14 protein-coding genes and 3 pseudogenes are annotated in these 18,365 nt (G+C 45.0%); 2 read left to right on the top strand and 15 right to left on the bottom strand.

Annotation, left to right across the window (positions count from 1 at the left end; translation table 11 throughout):
• Positions 1-285: 285 nt before the first annotated feature.
• The 12 genes and pseudogenes from ACLTD4_RS12910 to ACLTD4_RS12855 all read right to left on the bottom strand — a co-directional run bounded on the left by ACLTD4_RS12910 (position 286) and on the right by ACLTD4_RS12855 (position 11,298).
• Positions 286-543: a hypothetical protein gene (locus tag ACLTD4_RS12910; RefSeq protein ID WP_147335861.1), complete on the bottom strand. Its 258-nt coding sequence runs from the start codon at positions 541-543 to the stop codon at positions 286-288.
• A 45-nt stretch (positions 544-588) separates the two neighbouring features.
• Positions 589-1,239: a hypothetical protein gene (locus ACLTD4_RS12905; protein ID WP_055652755.1), complete on the bottom strand. Its 651-nt coding sequence runs from the start codon at positions 1,237-1,239 to the stop codon at positions 589-591.
• 445 nt (positions 1,240-1,684) lie between these two features.
• Entirely contained in the window at positions 1,685-2,173 is a 489-nt protein-coding gene (locus tag ACLTD4_RS12900) for a prolyl-tRNA synthetase associated domain-containing protein (RefSeq protein ID WP_117620706.1), read from the bottom strand.
• Between the two features lie 50 nt (positions 2,174-2,223).
• The gene (locus ACLTD4_RS12895; RefSeq protein WP_117620707.1) at positions 2,224-2,865 is read right to left on the bottom strand and encodes a Vat family streptogramin A O-acetyltransferase; all 642 of its coding nucleotides are present in this window, start codon (positions 2,863-2,865) and stop codon (positions 2,224-2,226) included.
• A 31-nt stretch (positions 2,866-2,896) separates the two neighbouring features.
• Positions 2,897-3,115, bottom strand: a complete 219-nt coding sequence (locus tag ACLTD4_RS12890; RefSeq protein WP_055652753.1) for a hypothetical protein — start codon at positions 3,113-3,115, stop codon at positions 2,897-2,899.
• A 51-nt stretch (positions 3,116-3,166) separates the two neighbouring features.
• Positions 3,167-3,652: a hypothetical protein gene (locus tag ACLTD4_RS12885; RefSeq protein WP_055652752.1), complete on the bottom strand. Its 486-nt coding sequence runs from the start codon at positions 3,650-3,652 to the stop codon at positions 3,167-3,169.
• Between the two features lie 356 nt (positions 3,653-4,008).
• Positions 4,009-4,412, bottom strand: a pseudogene (locus ACLTD4_RS12880) (hypothetical protein).
• A 354-nt stretch (positions 4,413-4,766) separates the two neighbouring features.
• Positions 4,767-5,639, bottom strand: coding sequence for an HAD family hydrolase (locus tag ACLTD4_RS12875; protein ID WP_117620708.1), 873 nt, complete (start codon positions 5,637-5,639; stop codon positions 4,767-4,769).
• The gene (locus ACLTD4_RS12870; RefSeq protein WP_117620709.1) at positions 5,605-8,010 is read right to left on the bottom strand and encodes a glycoside hydrolase family 65 protein; all 2,406 of its coding nucleotides are present in this window, start codon (positions 8,008-8,010) and stop codon (positions 5,605-5,607) included. The genes ACLTD4_RS12875 and ACLTD4_RS12870 overlap by 35 nt, the downstream gene beginning before the upstream one ends.
• Positions 8,011-8,026: 16 nt before the next feature.
• Positions 8,027-8,869: a carbohydrate ABC transporter permease gene (locus tag ACLTD4_RS12865; RefSeq protein WP_117620710.1), complete on the bottom strand. Its 843-nt coding sequence runs from the start codon at positions 8,867-8,869 to the stop codon at positions 8,027-8,029.
• A 1-nt stretch (position 8,870) separates the two neighbouring features.
• Complete coding sequence (locus ACLTD4_RS12860) at positions 8,871-9,761, bottom strand: carbohydrate ABC transporter permease (protein WP_207729798.1); 891 nt, start codon at positions 9,759-9,761, stop codon at positions 8,871-8,873.
• A gap of 166 nt (positions 9,762-9,927) precedes the next feature.
• A complete protein-coding gene (locus tag ACLTD4_RS12855; protein ID WP_117620711.1) occupies positions 9,928-11,298 on the bottom strand; it encodes an ABC transporter substrate-binding protein in 1,371 nt (456 codons plus the stop codon).
• Between the two features lie 267 nt (positions 11,299-11,565).
• Between ACLTD4_RS12855 and ACLTD4_RS12850 the strand changes: the two genes are divergently transcribed.
• Positions 11,566-13,353 (top strand): sensor histidine kinase, encoded by a 1,788-nt coding sequence (locus tag ACLTD4_RS12850; RefSeq protein ID WP_181988545.1) that lies wholly within the window; start codon positions 11,566-11,568, stop codon positions 13,351-13,353.
• Positions 13,350-14,891 (top strand): response regulator, encoded by a 1,542-nt coding sequence (locus ACLTD4_RS12845; RefSeq protein WP_117620713.1) that lies wholly within the window; start codon positions 13,350-13,352, stop codon positions 14,889-14,891. Before ACLTD4_RS12850 ends, ACLTD4_RS12845 begins: the two co-directional genes overlap by 4 nt.
• Before the next feature lie 107 nt (positions 14,892-14,998).
• On the opposite strand, the gene ACLTD4_RS12840 is transcribed toward ACLTD4_RS12845, so the two are convergent.
• From ACLTD4_RS12840 to ACLTD4_RS12830, 3 genes and pseudogenes are all read right to left on the bottom strand, one after another.
• Positions 14,999-15,526: a hypothetical protein gene (locus tag ACLTD4_RS12840; RefSeq protein ID WP_243008196.1), complete on the bottom strand. Its 528-nt coding sequence runs from the start codon at positions 15,524-15,526 to the stop codon at positions 14,999-15,001.
• 313 nt (positions 15,527-15,839) lie between these two features.
• Positions 15,840-16,816: pseudogene (locus ACLTD4_RS12835) on the bottom strand (TIGR03943 family putative permease subunit).
• Positions 16,813-18,365 (bottom strand): annotated as a pseudogene (locus ACLTD4_RS12830) (permease). The pseudogenes ACLTD4_RS12835 and ACLTD4_RS12830 overlap by 4 nt, the downstream one beginning before the upstream one ends.

Raw genomic sequence — 18,365 nt, 5'->3', positions numbered from 1 at the left:
CCGACTACTTAACATGGGATAACACAATATGCCACAATGCATAATTATAAGGCATTTCACAGTATTAAGCAACACCATTCGGCAGAACATAATCAAGAAAGGACGGTGAAAATGCACAATCGATCACCTGTGGCTCATCAGACGGAAGAATCTCGTCAATGAAGCTGTCAAATTCCGGAACCCCTTGGCTGATAATTTGATCCGAGTCCGTATAGACATTTAATGTAAACAACTCATCATAATGTATCAGCGCTATGGACAGTTCTTTTAAGTTTGCCTTATTCTCTACCGCTCTTTGGCAACGATAATCTCCTCAACAACAAATTCCGGGATTGCGCTTTTCCGTTCGCCGGCATGTGATTTAGTCTTGATAGTCTGTTTGCAGATGTCTCCTGTTTTCACACCAGTGTCAACAAGTTTCCGGCCTAATTGATTTTTTTTACTCTTTGCATACTTGAATGCTCCTCCTATGACGGCGTAAGCACTTTCAAGGACTCCTAAAGCCTCTATGCAGTTCAGCACCTCAAGCAGTGTGTCACGCAAAATACTTGTCATTTGCTTAAAGTTGTCAAAATTAAATTATCCTTCTTAGCCTGAATTGGCTTCCTGTGATGTTATCAGCTGTATTTTATCCGAATCAAATACAATATCGCCGACTTTTTCTTCGCCTTGCAGCAGAGAGATATCCACAAAAGATTTCACGTCTACGTCTGCCTCATAGAGCGATAATGAATGGTTCTCATTAACAAAAACCATATCCTTATTAAAATAGGAATAATCAAACAGAACAACCTCTTTATTATGTGTGTCAAAATATCCGGCCAATGACCGGTGGATACCTGATCCCCATGAGTAAGTAAAGTACAGTTCGCTTTTACCATTCTGGTCGATATCTGCAACAGCAAACGATGTGATTCCTAATCCGCCGAAGTACTCGCCAAGAGTATATATCTCGTTTTCATACAAAAGAAAACCCGCGCAGCATTGATCCAGCTTGAAAATTTGAAAGCCGTATTCATCGGAAATCGTTTGTGGTGTAACATTATAGCAAAACTCATTCTGATACAACATTTTTATTTCACTGATTTCCAGGAATTCTTCTACCCCATTGGCAGACGGGGTAAGCTGAAACAGGACAATATTGCTGTTATCGTCCGGCAATGTGCTCTTACCATCACTGCAAGCGGCTACCCATAACACAATTGTGAGTGTAAAAGCAAAGAAATATAGTTTTTTCATTCCGCCACCTCCAGGAAAACGAATCAAGGACACGATAGCCCTTTTACGGCAGTTCAAACAATGTTCCCACAAATAAGGCGCATTTAATTAGTTAGACAACAGGATATTAATTGTCTGCAGCTTTTATGACTTCTGTTAAAGTCATAAAAGCTGGTATTCATTTTCCTCGCCATTCAAATTAGTTGTTTTTAGTTCAAAAAAAGATTGTTTTCAACTTCACCAGAAATATTTATCGTCCCACCTGTCATATCTTGCACTGCATTAGTCAACAAAGTCTTTTTTTCATTATCTGACAGGATGTAGAAAGTCATGGAATGATAATTACCTGCGTTTTCATATTATAAACTCCTTATATCATTATTTATCAAATGCGCCTGATTTACCAAAGACGTACAAAAACAATTTTCGATTTGTACGGTTTGTTAAACTGAAATTTGTCTGTAGCTTATATCCGAACAAAATTTACTGTATTTCCGTGTTGCTGAATAAGTGTAACTAAATCGTTTGCTTTAATCCAAACCGTCGCAGTGTTGTCATTTGGGTGAACACCTATTAAACCTAAATCACCTATAAAATCATTATCTAAAAACAGTGTCACCTTACATTCGGTGTCATTTAATAACCCAAGAGGGGTTACCGCACCGGGTATCAAGCCCATAATCTCCATTAAATCATCTGCCGATGCAAAGGATAATGGTCTTGTATTGTTGTTTTTACGAAACTCTTTCAAATTCACTCGTTTATCGCCTTTGACAGTAATGAGATAATAATTTCTTTTTTTGTCATCCCGAACAAATAGATTTTTTGCATCGTATTCAGGATATGGTATCTCTATATTAGAAAGTTCCGCCATATTGTAAACAGCCTCGTGTTCCGTTATCTCGTACCACACATTTTCTTGATTTAGATAATCGTATATTTGCTGCTTATTCATCAATCTATCCCTTTCAAAAATTCCGATTTTTCTGCCCAATAACCTGGAATTTACACTTCTGAAATATCTTTGATTTGTTCTAAATCACCACTGCATAAGACTTCAAGGTTTCTGAATATCTTTTCAGGTGACCAATCCCACCATTTTAGTTCCTGCAAATATGAAATAATTTTATCATCAAATCGCTTTCTAATAAATTTACAAGGATTTCCGCCTGCGATATGATAAGCAGGAATATCTTTTGTTACAACTGAATTTGCCCCAACGATAGCCCCATCACTAATATGAACACCTGGCATAACAGTAACATTTTGACCGAGCCAGACATCGTTTCCAACAATTGTATCGCCTTTGTATGGCAAATCTTCCAAGGCAGGTGTGCATTTTTCCCAACCACATCCCATGATATTAAATGGATAGGTCGTTACACTTTTCATTCTGTGATTAGCACCGTTCATTACAAATTCAATGCCCTTTGCAATGGCACAAAATTTCCCAATAATCAACTTATCTCCGAGAAACTCATAATGGTGGGTCACATGTTCTTCAAACTTTTCTGCACCATTTACATCATCGTAGTAGGTATAATCGCCTATTGTAATATTAGGGCGAGTGATTATATTTTTAATGAAGCAGACACTTTTAATTGCTTCATTTGGATAAACTGCATTTGGATTCGGTCCGTATTGCATATTCAAATCCTCCTTGATAAATTCAAAGTTATTAATCAAAATTATTAAAAACTGATATCCCTAAAATCTTTATATTCCACCCATCATTGTAACCTGTTTCTGATTCTAAATCTAACTGATGATATTTTGAAATGTCATACAAAACAGCTCTATAACGAACACTGCCGCCATCTTTATATCTTGTTGGAACAGGCATCAAAAGCACAAGTAAAATAATAACTGCAATAATAATTTTTGATTTCTTCTTCATCTACATTATCTCCCGTACAAATTCAAACTTATCAGGCAAAATATTCTGTCTCTATGAAGCCGACTTGCGGGCAGCAACCTCCGCACAGACCAGCCTGGCTATTTGCTCCGCTGTTTCATTTGTGAGTAGGAAGAACATTCCATCATTCCGGCATTTTTTATATGTGTCACCATTCAAGGTATAAACAAAACCTTTCACACAGGTGCTGCTACAAGCATTAGGATCAATCAGTCTCTTGCAATCACGAGAAGCAGTCATTTTCTTTTGCATATCAGCGGGCAGAGAAGCGATTACATCTCTATACCTGCCAGCGTTGTCACCGTAAATCCGTGCTAATACACCCGACTTCCGAAACACCCAATTCATTACTGTTTTCTTCTCTAATTGATATGAAGCAGCATAACCGCTCTTTACTTCTTTAATTACAAGGTTACAGCCTTGTTCTATAAGTTTATAATTAAGTTTCTCGACAAACGCACGGTGTTTTGGTTCAACTGCCGTTAGAAACTCTCTAAATGAAGCCTTTTCATTTGCCATTATCTTTTCTCCCTCAACTTCCAATTGAACAAAATCGCTGCGCGTTGGCCTTCCAAGGCTGTGGCGCAGCGATTTTGTTCAATTCAAATTTATCCAGTTTGTCAAACTGGAAATTCACTAATTGAAATCATGGTTTATAAATATTAAAACCATGTTCCCGCTGATAAGCCGGTCCTTGTGATTTTATTCCAGCCCTATCGCTTTTTACTTTATCAAATAGCCTCAGCTAATTCTGAAAGCTAATTCTTGTAAATTGCTACCCCCCCAATTCCCAATTTGTATTTTGGAATTTTCCCCATAACGATTCCCTCCGCAAATTCTTATTTTTCTGCCCGATAAGCTGGGGATTTGTTATATTACTTCTCTATTGAAATAAACGGAGGAAAGGTGTCGGAGCTATCGTTACGTTGCATGGTTCTTGTATCCACCTCAAAAGACCTGCCATCATATTCATAGTGAAGCTTTTCATTTTTAACATAAAAACGATGTTCCGCTTGAAATGCAACGGGCTTAAAACGCCCTCCCTGTATCGGCTGGTCACGATACAATACTTGGTCTTCTGAGAATTTTAGCACATCATTTTCAAGTCGCAAATCATAAATACCACTTACGATAGCCTCTGCCGCCACATTTTTTCCCGAAGCCGAAATGAAACGAAAACACCCTGTAACGCCCCATTTTCCAGCTTGTAAACTAATTCATTTGTAAACAACGTTTTACCATCCACATTTGCTTCAATGAAGTTGATAATTTCTTTCATTTTCACCTGGCTGCCCTTTCAATCTGAAATACAACTTCTCTGCAAAAAACGTAGCCTATTTATCGTTGGATTAATTATACTTCATTTTTCCACATATGTATAGCGTGAGCGTGAAAGAGCCCATGGCCTCTACAGGATATATTCAGACTTGTGAAACAAAGCAGTCAGGGGGCTAATATTGCTTCAATAAGTAGGCGTTCTTTTGACCGCTCCCTATCGCATTAGGCAGCAAAAAGCGCTCGTATGGCATAGACCATATTGCCCTGGTATATACCTGCTCCAACGCTCCGTTTTCAACGGGCAGTCCACTGTTTAGAACTCTTTTCGTTCATTGACTATATGCACATATATCTCTTATACCTGGCTCCGCAGAAACTCCAAAAACTTCTCCACGCCGCCGCCCAGCACCTGTACCTTATCTGGTCTGGCGCCAGCCGCCTCTGAGACATCAAAGAAATCCCCGTCTCCGGTCAAAGGCGTTTTCATATAACTATCACTGCCAAACAAACCATCATCCAGCCCAATATATTCGTCCCCCCAATAAGCGCAGTCCTCCGGCGCTATTGCGTCTTCTTCCATCAACTGTGTCAATATAGTATTCACATTGTCACTTTTGCTGGAGACACCCACTTCCAGGTATTTTGCATCGGTCGTAGATGCAGCTTTTACGCCGTACTCCGCCGCCGTCTCATCCGCCAGCTTCACAAGTCCCAGGAGCCCTCCATGAAAATTATGGGTCTCCAGAGTCTGTTTCACCTGATCAAGTTCGCTGGACTGGAAGAACAACTGATCACCACGGTTATTATCCACCATCAGATCGATCTTGCAGTAATTGGGGCGGCTGAACACCACATCGGTGGGATAGCCGTATTGCTCAAGCAATATACGGTGAATCGCGTAGGCCGTATCATGAATGGCCAGCATCTCCTCTTTTCCAGGGATGCAGTGCTTCCAGATATACGGTGAACCGTCCTCGTGATAACGGTAATTATATGCGCCTCTGCCCAGACCCAGCCACAGATGCGTTAACTCCTCCGGTGTAAAATATTCATGCAGACGCCCCCCGGCTATATTCTCATATGTTGTTCCGCTGACCACCACCAGCTTTATGTCTTTGGCCAACAGAGGTTTCATCACTGCTACCGCGTCATCCACCGGCGCCTTCCGCGAGATGACAGCAGTGCCATCCCAATCAAAGAAAATTGCTTTGTATTGTTTTTGACTCATGGACGATATCCCCCTCCTTTGCGAGATGGTATTCCGTATTGTTAAGTTTAAACGAGACAGCGTTTCCCTGCTCCAGTGTGATCTGGGTGCCATCTTCCTTTACAGATACTTCCAGGCGGCTTCCCTGATAATTAATCTTAAAGGTATAGCCTTTCCACTGTGACGGCAGATACGGATGTAATTCCAGGTACCCGGCATTCGTTCTAAGTCCTGCGAAACCATTGACGATCGCCTGCCAGGTGCCGGCCATATTGGCCGCATGGATTCCTGCGTAAAAGTTATTATGATAATCGTCCAGATCCATTCTCGCGGACTGGGTGAAATATGTGTACGCTTCCTCATAATATCCGATTTCACAAGCCAGGATACCGAAGATGCAGGTCGAGAGCGAGGAATGATGTAACGTGACCTCCTGATAGAAATCATAATTTCGTTTTAATTCCTCTTCCGTAAATAAGTTGCTGTGCAGATACATGCCTAATATGGCATCCGCCTGCTTTGACATCCTCTGGCGGTACACAAAAAGCGGGTGGAAATTCTCATACAGCAGATGACGTTTTTCCGGGGCAATCTTAGAATCATCCCAGGGCTTGCGCATCATAAAACCGTCATCCAATGGGTACACCTGACGTTTTTCATCATATGGGAAATACATATTATCAATGATCCGTTGCCAGTAGACGGTCTCGTCACCGGTCAGTCCAAGCGTTTCTATCAACTGCTGACAGGCAGCCGGCTCATACTTTTTCAAAAGCTCCAAAGCTTCCAAAGCATTCCTTAAGTTCTCTCTGGCCATCAGATTGGTGTAGAAGTTATTGTCAACGATAGCATTATACTCATCCGGCCCGGTGACCGCGCAGATACAGTACCGGTTCCCCTTGCATTCCGCAAAGCTGCCCACATCTGCCCACACTCTGGCCGTCTCGCACAATACCTCCGCCGCGCAATCCTTCAGATATTCCATATCTCCGGTCACAGTCACATAAAGCCAGAATGCATATGCGATGTCCGCATTGATGTGATACTGGGCTGTTCCCAGCGGGAAATATGTGGATGCTTCCTCACCATTGATGGTTCTCCACGGGTAGAGTGCGCCGGTCTGGTGCCCCAATACCCTGGCACGATCCCTTGCGATATCCAGAGTATTGAATCTGTAGTCCAGCAGTTTTTTCGCTATATCTGGAGCTGTGTAGATGAATACCGGCATGACATACATTTCCGTATCCCAGAAATAATGGCCTTCGTAACCCTCTCCAGTCAGCCCCTTGGCCCCCATGCCGGTCTTCCCGTCACGCCCGGCGGCCTGCATAATATGAAATAAATTAAAACGGATTCCCTGCTGCAGAGCATCATCACCATCCACTGTAACATCAGCGTTTTTCCAGAAATCATGGACATAGTTCTTGTGAGATGCGCTAAGTGAATCGTAACCTTCTTTTTGTGTTGATTTCAATTTGCATAACACAAATTCATGCAGATCATCTTTTGCCATGTCCAGATCTGACGTATAGACGATAAATTTCTCCAGGCACACAGTTTCCTGCTCTGCTATTTTTATCTGATAATCAGCATCTGCCGTGTATTCTCCTGTTTTAAAAAATACTGAATAATTTTCTGCCGGGTACCCCGTTAATTTATGCCCTTCGGGCAGGGGCACGACCTGCGACAAGGTATGAGTCGCCCCGCAGGCCATCGTCAGTCCGCTTTTCAACGTATGCCCCTGATAAAACAGCCCATCATCGCCTGCCTCCAAAGCTTCCGGCACAAGCCTTCTTCCAAATGGTCCATAATCCACAAGAGGATTCGTCACTCTGGTATGATTTTCCACATTCCCATTCAGTTCAGATACAAACCGGATCGTTCCGCTGAAATTCAGCGCTGTCACCCGATACCTCATCGCCATCAGATTCTTATCCGTGAATGATACAAAGCGTTCCAGTTCCACCTTCACACTTCGTCCTTTTGGTGACGTCCAGACGAACTCCCTTGTTACGGTGCCTTCCTTCATGTGAAGCGCGCGGCTGTACTCAGTCACAGCCCCTTCGCGCATATCCAGCATCTCATCATCCAGATACAGTCTCACAGCCTTTACATCCGGGAGATTGAGCAGCGACTGGCTCTTATCAGGGAAGCCAAAATTCCACTCCCCGTACCGGATATCCTCGCTCTCATAGAATCCATTGATAAAATTCCCCTCCAGCCCTTCCGTCGCAGGGAAATCATAGGCTTCCTCATAGGTTCCTCTGGTCCCAATATAGCCGTTTGACAAGGCAAAGGTTGTCTCATTCCGGTAATTATTCTGTGGGTTATATTCTGTCTCTGTCACATCCCATGGTTCGATGGGATAGATTGGTTCTCTATACTGTTCCATAAAATCTCCTCATTCCTTACTCTTTCACAGCCCCCGCAGTCAGACTCTCCATCACCTGTTTCTGCAGAATAATAAATATAACAATAGTCGGCAACACCGTCATGACTACAGCCGCAAACAACGCCGAATAGTTATTCGCAAAGGTACCCATATAATAATTCAAAGCAATGGGGATCGTCCTCGCACGGTCACCACTGGTCAACATAAGTGCGAAATAGAACTCATTCCATGTATTGATAAACTGAAGCATAGCTATGGTCACCAGCCCCGGTTTCGCAAGCGGCAGAATAATATAGACAAATGTTTTGAAAAATGTCGCTCCATCAATATACGCGGACTCTTCAAGCGCCGGAGAAATGGTCTTATAATAACTCATCATAACAAAGAACGACATAGGAATTCCCATCGCCGAATACACAATCACCAGTCCCAGCTTCGTATCAAATATCTTAAGCGCCCTCATAATCGTAAACAGCGGCTGTGAGATCGCCTGTGCCGGCAGCATCAGAGATGCAGAGATCAGAAGCACGATCACTGCCTTCATCTTAAAATCAAACCTGGACGTCACGTAGGCGCACATAGCCACAAACATCACTGTCACCAACACACTGCAGCCTACAATCATCACACTGTTAAAGAAATATTTTGCTATCGGCGCATACTGGAATGCAGAGGCATAGTTCTTAAATGTAATGCTCTTTGGCAAAGAGATTGCGGAAGAGTTGATCTCCGCATAAGTCTTAAAGGAGCTTAAAAATGCCCAGATGAGCGGACCAATGGCGATAGCAACGAAAAAGATCATATAAGCATATTTAAAAATGCTGCAGATTACCCGAATCGGTTTTGGAGTCTCTCTCATCTTACTTTACCTCCTTCTTGATCTTTTCCTTGCCCATGGCAAACAATCCCTGAATCAGAACAACCAGCACAAGACCTACGAGAATCTGAACAACACCTACGGCGTTGGCTTTTCCGTAGTTATTCTCCAGCGTGGCCGTCTTGTACAGATAGATTGGCAGGTTCAGCGTCGCAGTGCCGGGGCCGCCTTTTGTGGTCACATAGATAATGTCAAACTGTGATACCATAGCTACAGATGCCAGAACCACACAGGTTCCCACCACATTTTTCATAAGGGGAAGCGTGATGTAACGGTCAAGCTGCCACGGTTTGGCGCCGTCCACTCTGGCCGCCTCATAGATCGAGGTATCGATAGCTCCCATCTCCGCCAGGAATATAATCGTGTTAAACGCAGAGTAGAAAATCCAGGTGCAGGTCACAGTCCAGAATGCAAATTTGGAGTTGCCGAACAAGTTGGGAATCTTTGACATATCAAGGCCGAACACGCCGTACATAGATTTGAGGATACCAAAGCTGGGGTTTAACAGAAGTGTAAACATAACGCCGGTCGCTGCTGTCGGAATAATATTGGGGATCATGTAAGCTGTTCTCACAAACTTCCAGCCCTTCGGTTTTCTTCTCAATACCAGAGCCATCAACAGTCCCAGCATAACGTGGAATGTAGACTGCAGAGCTACCCATACCAGCGTATTTTTTATCGAGATCAGAAAATCCTTATCGCCGAAAATAAGCTGGAAGTTCTTCAGCCCTGAAAATGCCGGTTTCGTTGTGATTGTGTAATCGCAGAATGAGGTGAAGAGCACCGTCACGATAGGCACTGCATATACAATACAGAACAGTACCATACAGGGCATAACAAAAAGCGTGATCCACAAATTCTTTTTCTTAACCATAATGAACTCCTTTCACAATTCTTTCGTGGAAATATGTAAATATAAAAATGTGTAAGTTACCAAACCATTGTAAACAACTATTTATATGAGCATAAATATAGCGGGAAAGGCCGACGGCCCTTTCCCGCCCAGATTACAAGCATTCTACGCTCTCGAATCATGAATTTTAATTTTTCGCTGCTGACTCACTAAGCTTGTTGCAGAACTCTTCCGGTGTCATATTCTTATATGCCAGCTCTGGAAGTACGGTAGAGAATGTATCGATTACGTTCTGATACCAATATGCTTGGTTCTGTCCATATGTATATTTTGCAAGCGGTTGTAAATCAAGTACCTCTGCCATCAGAGGATCACTGCTCTTTAAGCTGTCAGGAATGGTGATCTGAGAGGATACTGGCTGTAAGCCTGTCATCTCAAGCGCTTTGACCTGATTTTCTACGGTTGTCTCAAATTTTAAGAATGCAACTGCTGCATCAATCTTAGCCGGATCTTTTGCGCCTACCATGTCGCCAGGAGTTGGAACCATCTCCATACCGCTGCATGGAAGAAGCATAACGCCAACCTTGTCATAGAAGCCTTCCGGAGCTTTCTCTGTGTTCTTGAAATCCGGGATCATCCAAGGGCCATTCGGGAACATAGCAACTTCGCCATTGAAGAAATGGGTAGCCATCGGATCGTATTTGCCGCCAACAGCATCTGCTGTGGTGTATTCGCTCAGCATTTTCTGTAAATCTGTGGTTGCTTTGATCACTTCCGGTGTAGCATAATCTGTCGGGTACATGGTGTTCATCCAGGTATTTCCTGCATCGCCGGCAGTTCCGATCAGTCCGCTGTACCAGAGGTTGGTCAGCCAGCCGCTGTCTGCTGTATCCATACCTAACGGGATACAGCCAGCTGCTTTTAACTTCTCACATGCTGCAAAGAAATCATCCCAGGTAGCAAAACCTTCTTTTGGAGCCTCGATACCAGCTTTCTGGAACAGTTCTTTATTATAGTAGATGGAAGAAATCTCTTTGGAAACCGGAACACCGTAGATCTTACCGTCAACCGTATTGAACTCCAGAGATTTATCATCAAATAATGCTTTCCACTCAGGATCCTTCTCAAAATATGGTGTCAGATCGGCTACCTTACCGGATTTAGCTGCCATCTCAGTGATATTATTTCCACCGTTCAGAACGATATCAGGTAAATCTCCGCTGGAGATCAATAATTTAATTTTCTGGTTGTAAGCATCTGTTGTAGGAATTTCCTCAAAGTTGAATTCTACATTCTTGCCTGCGTCCGTCTGCTTGAATGCGTCAAACAGATAGGAATAATATTCTGCTGCGTAATCTGTACCTACGTGGTAGTTGATCACATTTAATGTTACCTTGTCTGCAGTAGTACCTTTATCTGCTGAACCACTCTCCTGCGCTTTTGTGGCTTCAGTCGCCGCCGGCTGTGTGCTGGTACCGGATGAACACGCTGTCATACCTGCTGCTATCACGCCTGCCAATGTCATGGCTGCTGCACGTTTCAGAAAACTTTTTTTCATATCATTTCCTCCTTGTATTATATCGTTATGATCGTATTATATCGGTTCTGAGAGTTCATTTGAATTCAGATTCTTGCCCGTTTCTATGAAATATTTGCATAAGTTTCGATTGATTTTGCACGAAATTAGCACCATTTTACTAAAACTATGAAAATCTTGACATTTTCTGTGAAATATCTGCGCATTCTTCAAATTCCGTTGAATCCCCCCAATTCCTATGAGATAATTAATGCAATTACTTTCATTCACTGGAAGAGGGGAATCAACATGAAAATCAACACGCTTCGTTCCTTTATCACACTGGCTGTATCCGCAACCGTGGCTGCTGCTCTGTTTTGTGCCGCTACTTTATTTTATACGAAAAGTGCGGACACACTCAAGGACAATTACAGTAAAGATATCACCAGACAATTGAATCAGATCAATAACCAGGTCGAAGATCAGATCGACATCATAGATTCCGTATATCCACTGTTCATGTCCAACAATCTGATCCGTGAATATCTGGACCCGGCCAGCAGTGTATACACCAGCAAAAGCCCGGTAGAGAAGCGACTGGAGATCGAGCGCCAGATGAGCTACCTTCTGATCAGCACTTACCTTTGGGATGAAAAGTTTGTCAATTCCGTCTATATATTTGATATGAACGGAGGCTACTCCAAAGTATCCTTATATGAGAATAATTCAGAACTGGACCAGGTAAAAACCATATATGACCAGGTATCCAAGGAAGGTGCCTCCCTGCAGATCAAGACATTAAACAGCGATAACCACTCGATCTATTTCTCGCGGAACGTGAACAGTATGTACACAGGCAGTCAGATTGGCACCATTATCCTTGATATCAGCCAGGAGGCCTGGAAGCAGTCATACAGTAGAAATACGGACGAGAACTGGCTGATCTGCATCTTTAACAAGGATATGCAGGTGTTAAGCCATGCACAGTCCAGCAACACTGCCGTATTTCAAGGTCTGATGGAACAGGCTTCCACCGGAGGAAGTCCATTCAGGGAAATCAAGCTGGACAAGACCAGCTATTTCATGGCCTCCCAGCAGTTGGGTACCAGCGGAATCACCTCCGCTGTGGCAGTTCCAAAACCGTACTTATTAAAGGATTTGAACCAGACGCTCCGAAGCTTCCTCTTTATCTTCCTGATCATCATCTCGATTACACTGGTTTTCACCATTCTTCTGAGCCATCTGATCACGGCACCCATCGAGCGAATGATACAGCACATTAAATGTATCGCCGATGGCAAACGGGAACAAGCCGGAAGCGCTCCGGTCAGCCTGTATTCAGAATTTAATGATCTGGCGGGAGCATTTGAGGCCATGCTTGAACAGCTTGATATCTATTACAATGATATTTACCAGAAACAGCTTTTGCTGAAGAACTCAGAGATCAAGGCACTCCAGTCACAGATGGATCCCCATTTTCTGTTCAATGTTCTTGATACCATCGCCTGGAAAGCACAGATGAGTGGAAATGAAGACATTTACCAGATGATCATATCCCTGGGTGAGCTGCTTCGCTCCAACATTCTGTCCCACGAAAAGGATTTTGTAAGTCTGGAGGAGGAACTTACCTATGTAAGATTCTATATCTACCTTCAGCAGACCAGATTTGAGGACAAATTTACCGCGGAGATCCACGCAGACCTGGACGCAAAACACATCACAGTGCCGCGTTTCTGCATTCAGCCGCTTGTGGAGAATTCCATCGTCCATGGGCTGGAACCGAAAGCAACCTTTGGCAGACTGGCCGTGAACATCATTGAACAGGATGATTTTATAGAGATCAATGTGGCAGATAACGGCGTAGGATTTGCAGATTCCAAATCTTCCACAGAGCACGGCAGTGCAGACTCACCGCTTAATATTGATACCTTGAAACCCTCGAAGGAAGACTCCCGCACCCATATCGGTCTGCGCAATCTAAACAAGCGCCTGATACTTCTGTATGGTGAGAATTGCCGTCTGCAGATCATGAGTATCCCGGACAAATGCACCACTATTACTTTTAAAATTCCAAAAGAAAGAGGAAACGAACTATGACCTTTCATCTGATGATAGTAGATGATGAACCTACCATAAGAAAAGGATTATCTAGTTTTATCAAATGGGACACCTTAGACAGTATCGTGGATGCCACAGCCTGCGATGGAGCTGAGGCCATGGAATTGATTCGCCTGAAGCAGCCGGATATCGTAATTACAGACATCCGTATGCCTCAGGTGGACGGTATCGCCCTGGCTAAATTCATATACGAAGAATATCCTCAGATCAAAGTGATCCTGCTGACGGGCTACGCCGACTTCCAGTATGCCCAGTCGGCAATCTGCTATGCCGTCAGCGATTTTTTACTGAAACCAACCTCAAAGGATAAGCTGATTGAAGCCGTGAAGAAAGCCCAGGCCGCCATCGCAGAACTTCGGAACCGAACCGTCATCCAGAAGGAAGACTTCTCCTACCTTCAGGAGCAATATCTGGCGGAGGTCACCAGCACCCTCAGAACCGACATCGAGCTTCTGGAGCGCAGTTCAAACTATAAGATTGAATTAGACAGGTATTACGCCGCAGCATTCCAGATCAACGCACCGCACAATCAAGTAAACGAACATGATATCTCCGCCCTGAAGAGCATTCTCGCAGGGCAGTCAGAGACTGGCTACGTCTATGGCTATGAGAACCGTCTGGTGATCTGGCTGTACCGGACAGAGTCTGCGGATACAAGGCGGCTTCAGGAGCTAAGGAACACCTGTGATGAACTGCTGAGCAGTATGCAGTCCCTCTATGATATCCGATTGAACGCCGGAATCAGTCTGCCTCACCGCGGACTGGGCGAATTATCTGCTGCTGCGATTGAGGCCATCGGTGCCCTAAACATGAATTTTTATAATGACTCTTCCATCTCCGTCTTTGAAACAAGGATGGAGAGGGAGTATTTTGACACGGAATCGGAATTCACCATGGAACTGTACCATTTTGAAAATATGATGAAAGAATGGGCGTTTGAGGACGCCCGCAAATGGATTCACGTCCTGTTCTCAAGGCTCCGCGTCAATCTGACCCGCTCCTTTGACGTGAAAAGTGTGTGCGTACAGATCTATTATATATGCTCCCGCATACTGATCAAAAAGAATCTGATCCCGCCCTCTCCCGCTATGATCGAGCAGCTGCAGTCCTGTACCACGCTGAGCCAGCTGGAAGATAATATCAATCATCTGTTTGACCAGGTAACCGAAATGCTGGCCAACAAAGGTATGGTCTTAAGCCCATTAATTGAAAAAGCTATGATTTACATTCACTTGCATCTGGATGAAGCGTTGTCGTTGGAGACCATTGCAGACCATGTCCATGTGAACCCAACACATTTGAGCCGGACGTTTAAAAAAGAGTGTGGGGAAAGTATTACAGAATTTATCAACAAGGTGAGAATAGAGAAGGCCCAGGAGCTGCTGTCTTTTTCGAATACATTGGCTTATGAAGTGGCCGAGAAGGTTGGGTTTAATGACCCGTCATACTTCTCTTCTATCTTCAAGAAATATACCGGGCTGAGTCCTAAGGAATTTAAGCAGATGCACTCTATATGATGGCTTTAACCGGGGGCTAAGGAGGACGCCATAAATGCCGCAGGGGGAGGTGTTGTAATCATGTTCGCCTGTTCTACGTTCAAGAGAGCGGATTGCCAAAAATACATTCAGACAATTGGTTCGGGCGGTATGATAGTAAGATTATTATTATAAATGTCCAGCTCCGTAATCCAGCTTCGATACTGCTCATATGCGGCCTTCTGGGAAACGTAATTCTGCTCTTCCGCAATGCATTCCTGTATGATCGTATTCTGGCTTTCTATTCTTTCTTTCAGGGAACTGCGCAGGAGATGGTTATTCTGTAGAGCAGCGGACACCTCCTCACGGACATCCGTTTTGTCTGTCGAGCAAACCAACTGATCGGATATGGGACAGACGGGTTTGTCAAGGCTGGAAAGTGTCGTATGGAAAAGCTTAATATTACGTTCAATCACCATGAGTCCGCAGTTCATAGCCATTCTTCTGCTTTCTGCTTCTGCTTTTCGCGAACGGGTATCTATGAACTGGCGGTCAGACGGCTGAGCAACCGGCACCTCTCCGATCAGCTTCTGAAGCTCAGTGATCCGCCGATTCTGAACAGCGCGCCGTTTGACCGCCTCTTCGTACTGATTCCATTGTTCCAACACACAATTCATACAGTTTTGCTGCATGGTTCGTTCTGGCAGCAGGTTTCGGAATACTGACAGCACGCCCTGGCAGGTGAGCTTCCGAAATAAAACCCTGACCCTTCCATATCTGCGCCGCTGCCCCGGAGGGCGCCCTGAAATCCAGCCGCGGTTCTGAGGGTTGACCACAGAGGCGTCTCTGGGAAGCATAGCCAGAGACGCATAGTCTCTTTCTGCTTTTATTTTCAGGCGCTGATTCCCGTATTGTTCTGTTGTTTTCTGCTACCTTTTTATTTTCTCGGCTTTCGATTCCTTTGCCATTTTCAGTTCTCCTTTTTAAGGGTTAAAAGTATGGATAGACATACTCTGTTGCCGGCTTCTCCGCTCTGTCAATACTCTGTGCTTTCAGCATCAGGCTCTCGCCGTCCGTGCTGGCTTCGAGCGTTCCTCTTACGACCACCCAGTCGTCCTCCTTAAAATCCAAAGTCCCGCTGCAGTCTACCAGGAAGCCGATCGGTGATAAATCCGCCGCGCAGCACCACATAGACAGACGAACCAAAGCGAAATCACTGATTTTTTCTATCTCAGGGTCTTTATATATAAATCCTTTCATCACGACGGTGTAGCCCTCATACCTTCGTAGAAGGAACTCAGCTCATACATCCAGGTATAGTAATCTTCGTCTGCGATTATGATGGTTTTTGTATCCTCGTCCAAACCGTTTAAGTCGTACCAGGGACTTTCGTCTTCCCTGGCGGCTGTTTCATCGACGAATTCATCGACTGTTTCATCGGCCGATTCATCGACGGATTCATCCGCGATTCCTTCCGTGATTCCTTCCGGGGATCCTGTGTTTTTTGTTGCTGTTCTGTTTTCTGACGGTGTATCGGTTTCAAAAGCTTCCTGGCTGTCTGCCATGGAATCCTTTTTTTCACTTGGCGTCGTCTGATTTCCTCTGGCAGACAGAAGCCCGCCACCATTTCCTGCTGCCATCGAGATCCCGGGACCGTCGTAATTTTGAATCATACTGCTTCCTCCCGGTGCAGCCGGACGAACGGCGAGCAGCAGAATCGGTATAATAAAAACGAAGGAGCGTGACAGGTTTGCTTTGTACTGCGGTGTCAGCAGATTTCTTCCTTCCCATAAAGTCCAGAGAAGCATCAGAGCCGACATTCCGTAGAGGTACGGCTTCATTCTCGGCGTCACATAGTTCAGATATTCGCCCGAGTATGTCAAACGAAAAAGCAGATATCCGAAAATCAGATAACAGCAGCATTCTGTCAGCACCTGGAGGTTCCAGCCTTTTCCTTTCAGCATCATATCCATATTCCTCCGCTTCCGCACAGCATAAACAGTGCGACTACAATGAAACAGACAAGAAACGCAGTCACGGCCAGCCGGACCACAAACTTAGACCGAAAGCCTGACAGCAGCATGGCAGCATTCTTCATGTCCATCATCGGTCCGAATACCAGGAATCCGATCAGCGGCCCGGCGGGGAGGCTTCCCGCCATACTTCTCGCCACCACCGCGTCGGAGGATGAACAGAGGGACAGAATAAAGGCCAGCCCCATCATCAGAAGAAGGGCTTTCCACGGGCCAGACCCGCTTCCGGCCAATACGGCAGAAGGAATGATGTCCTGAAACAGAGTTGATACAAAAATGCCAGTGAGAAGATATTTTCCCACGGCAAAGAACTCGTTCTGCGCATGACGGATCATCATGGAAAAACGGGCCGCCCGGGTGTTTTCATTACCGGTGGGAAGCCTGTAATCTCCACAGCCGGACTGTACCGGCACAGCCTCCTCCAGCAGATAATCCCCCGGTGTCCGGATCAGGCAGGTCAGTCCGCAGATCACCGCGCACAGAATCCCCAGACCGCAGCGGACCGCAATCATTCGGTAATTGCCGTTAAAGGCATACCAGGTGGAGAGAATTACCACAGGATTAATAACCGGGGATACCAGCATAAAGGTTACCGCGGCAGGCAGAGGGACGCCTTTCTTAACCAGACTTTTAAAGACCGGGATGGAGGCGCAGTCGCAGACTGGCAGGCAGAAGCCAGCCAGAATCGCAAACAACTGGCCTGTCAGAACTTTTTCCGGGAACCTTCTCTGAATCCAGTCCGGTGGTATATAAACCTGGATGGCGGAGGAAAGCAAAACTCCGATTGCCAGAAACGGGGCTGCCTGTAAAAATACTCCGAGAAATCTGCTGGCATAACGTCCAACAGGAACCCCGAAATCTCCGAGCAGGTTAAACGCAAACAGATAAGCCAACGCAGCAGTCAGAACAATCAGGAACCAGTGTCCCGGCTGTGCGTTGAAGTGAAACATTTCACGGACAAATCGCTCCCATTTCCGCTCGGAAAACACCCGGATATCCGGATTGCAGTTATAAAGGAGACTGGCGTCTGTTTTGCCATGTGTTTTGTGGCTCTGTGTAAGCGCAGTCGCTTCCTGCACGCCGCGGCTCCGGCATCGGGAATCCTGTGCTGCAGTCCGGTCTCATCCGCCATATAGATTACTTTTTCCACGCTCACCATCGGTGCGGCTGAAAACTGGAGCAACATTTCCTCCAGTTTGTGGAAGTGCTCCATCCCGTTCCATTCTACCAGCATCAAATCCGGATTGTACTGTTCTAAATACTCCAGAATCCGGTCGGTAATACTCATGGGGAACTGCTCCAGCCGGCTCTTGGAGAACACCAGCTTTTGAATCTGCCTGTCATTTCGGAGCGCCTCTTCCCCGGACTCGAACTGGATAACCAGGACGTTTCGCTCATGCAGCACCTCTTCTATCAACTTGTTAATCAGTGTTGTTTTTCCCGAATCCAATAATCCGGTTATGACCCATGTGGGTGTCCTCAT

It is taken from the genome of Hungatella sp. (assembly GCF_046966825.1).
The sequence above is the reverse complement of the archived record's forward strand: the minus strand, read 5'-3'. Positions and strand labels throughout refer to the sequence as shown.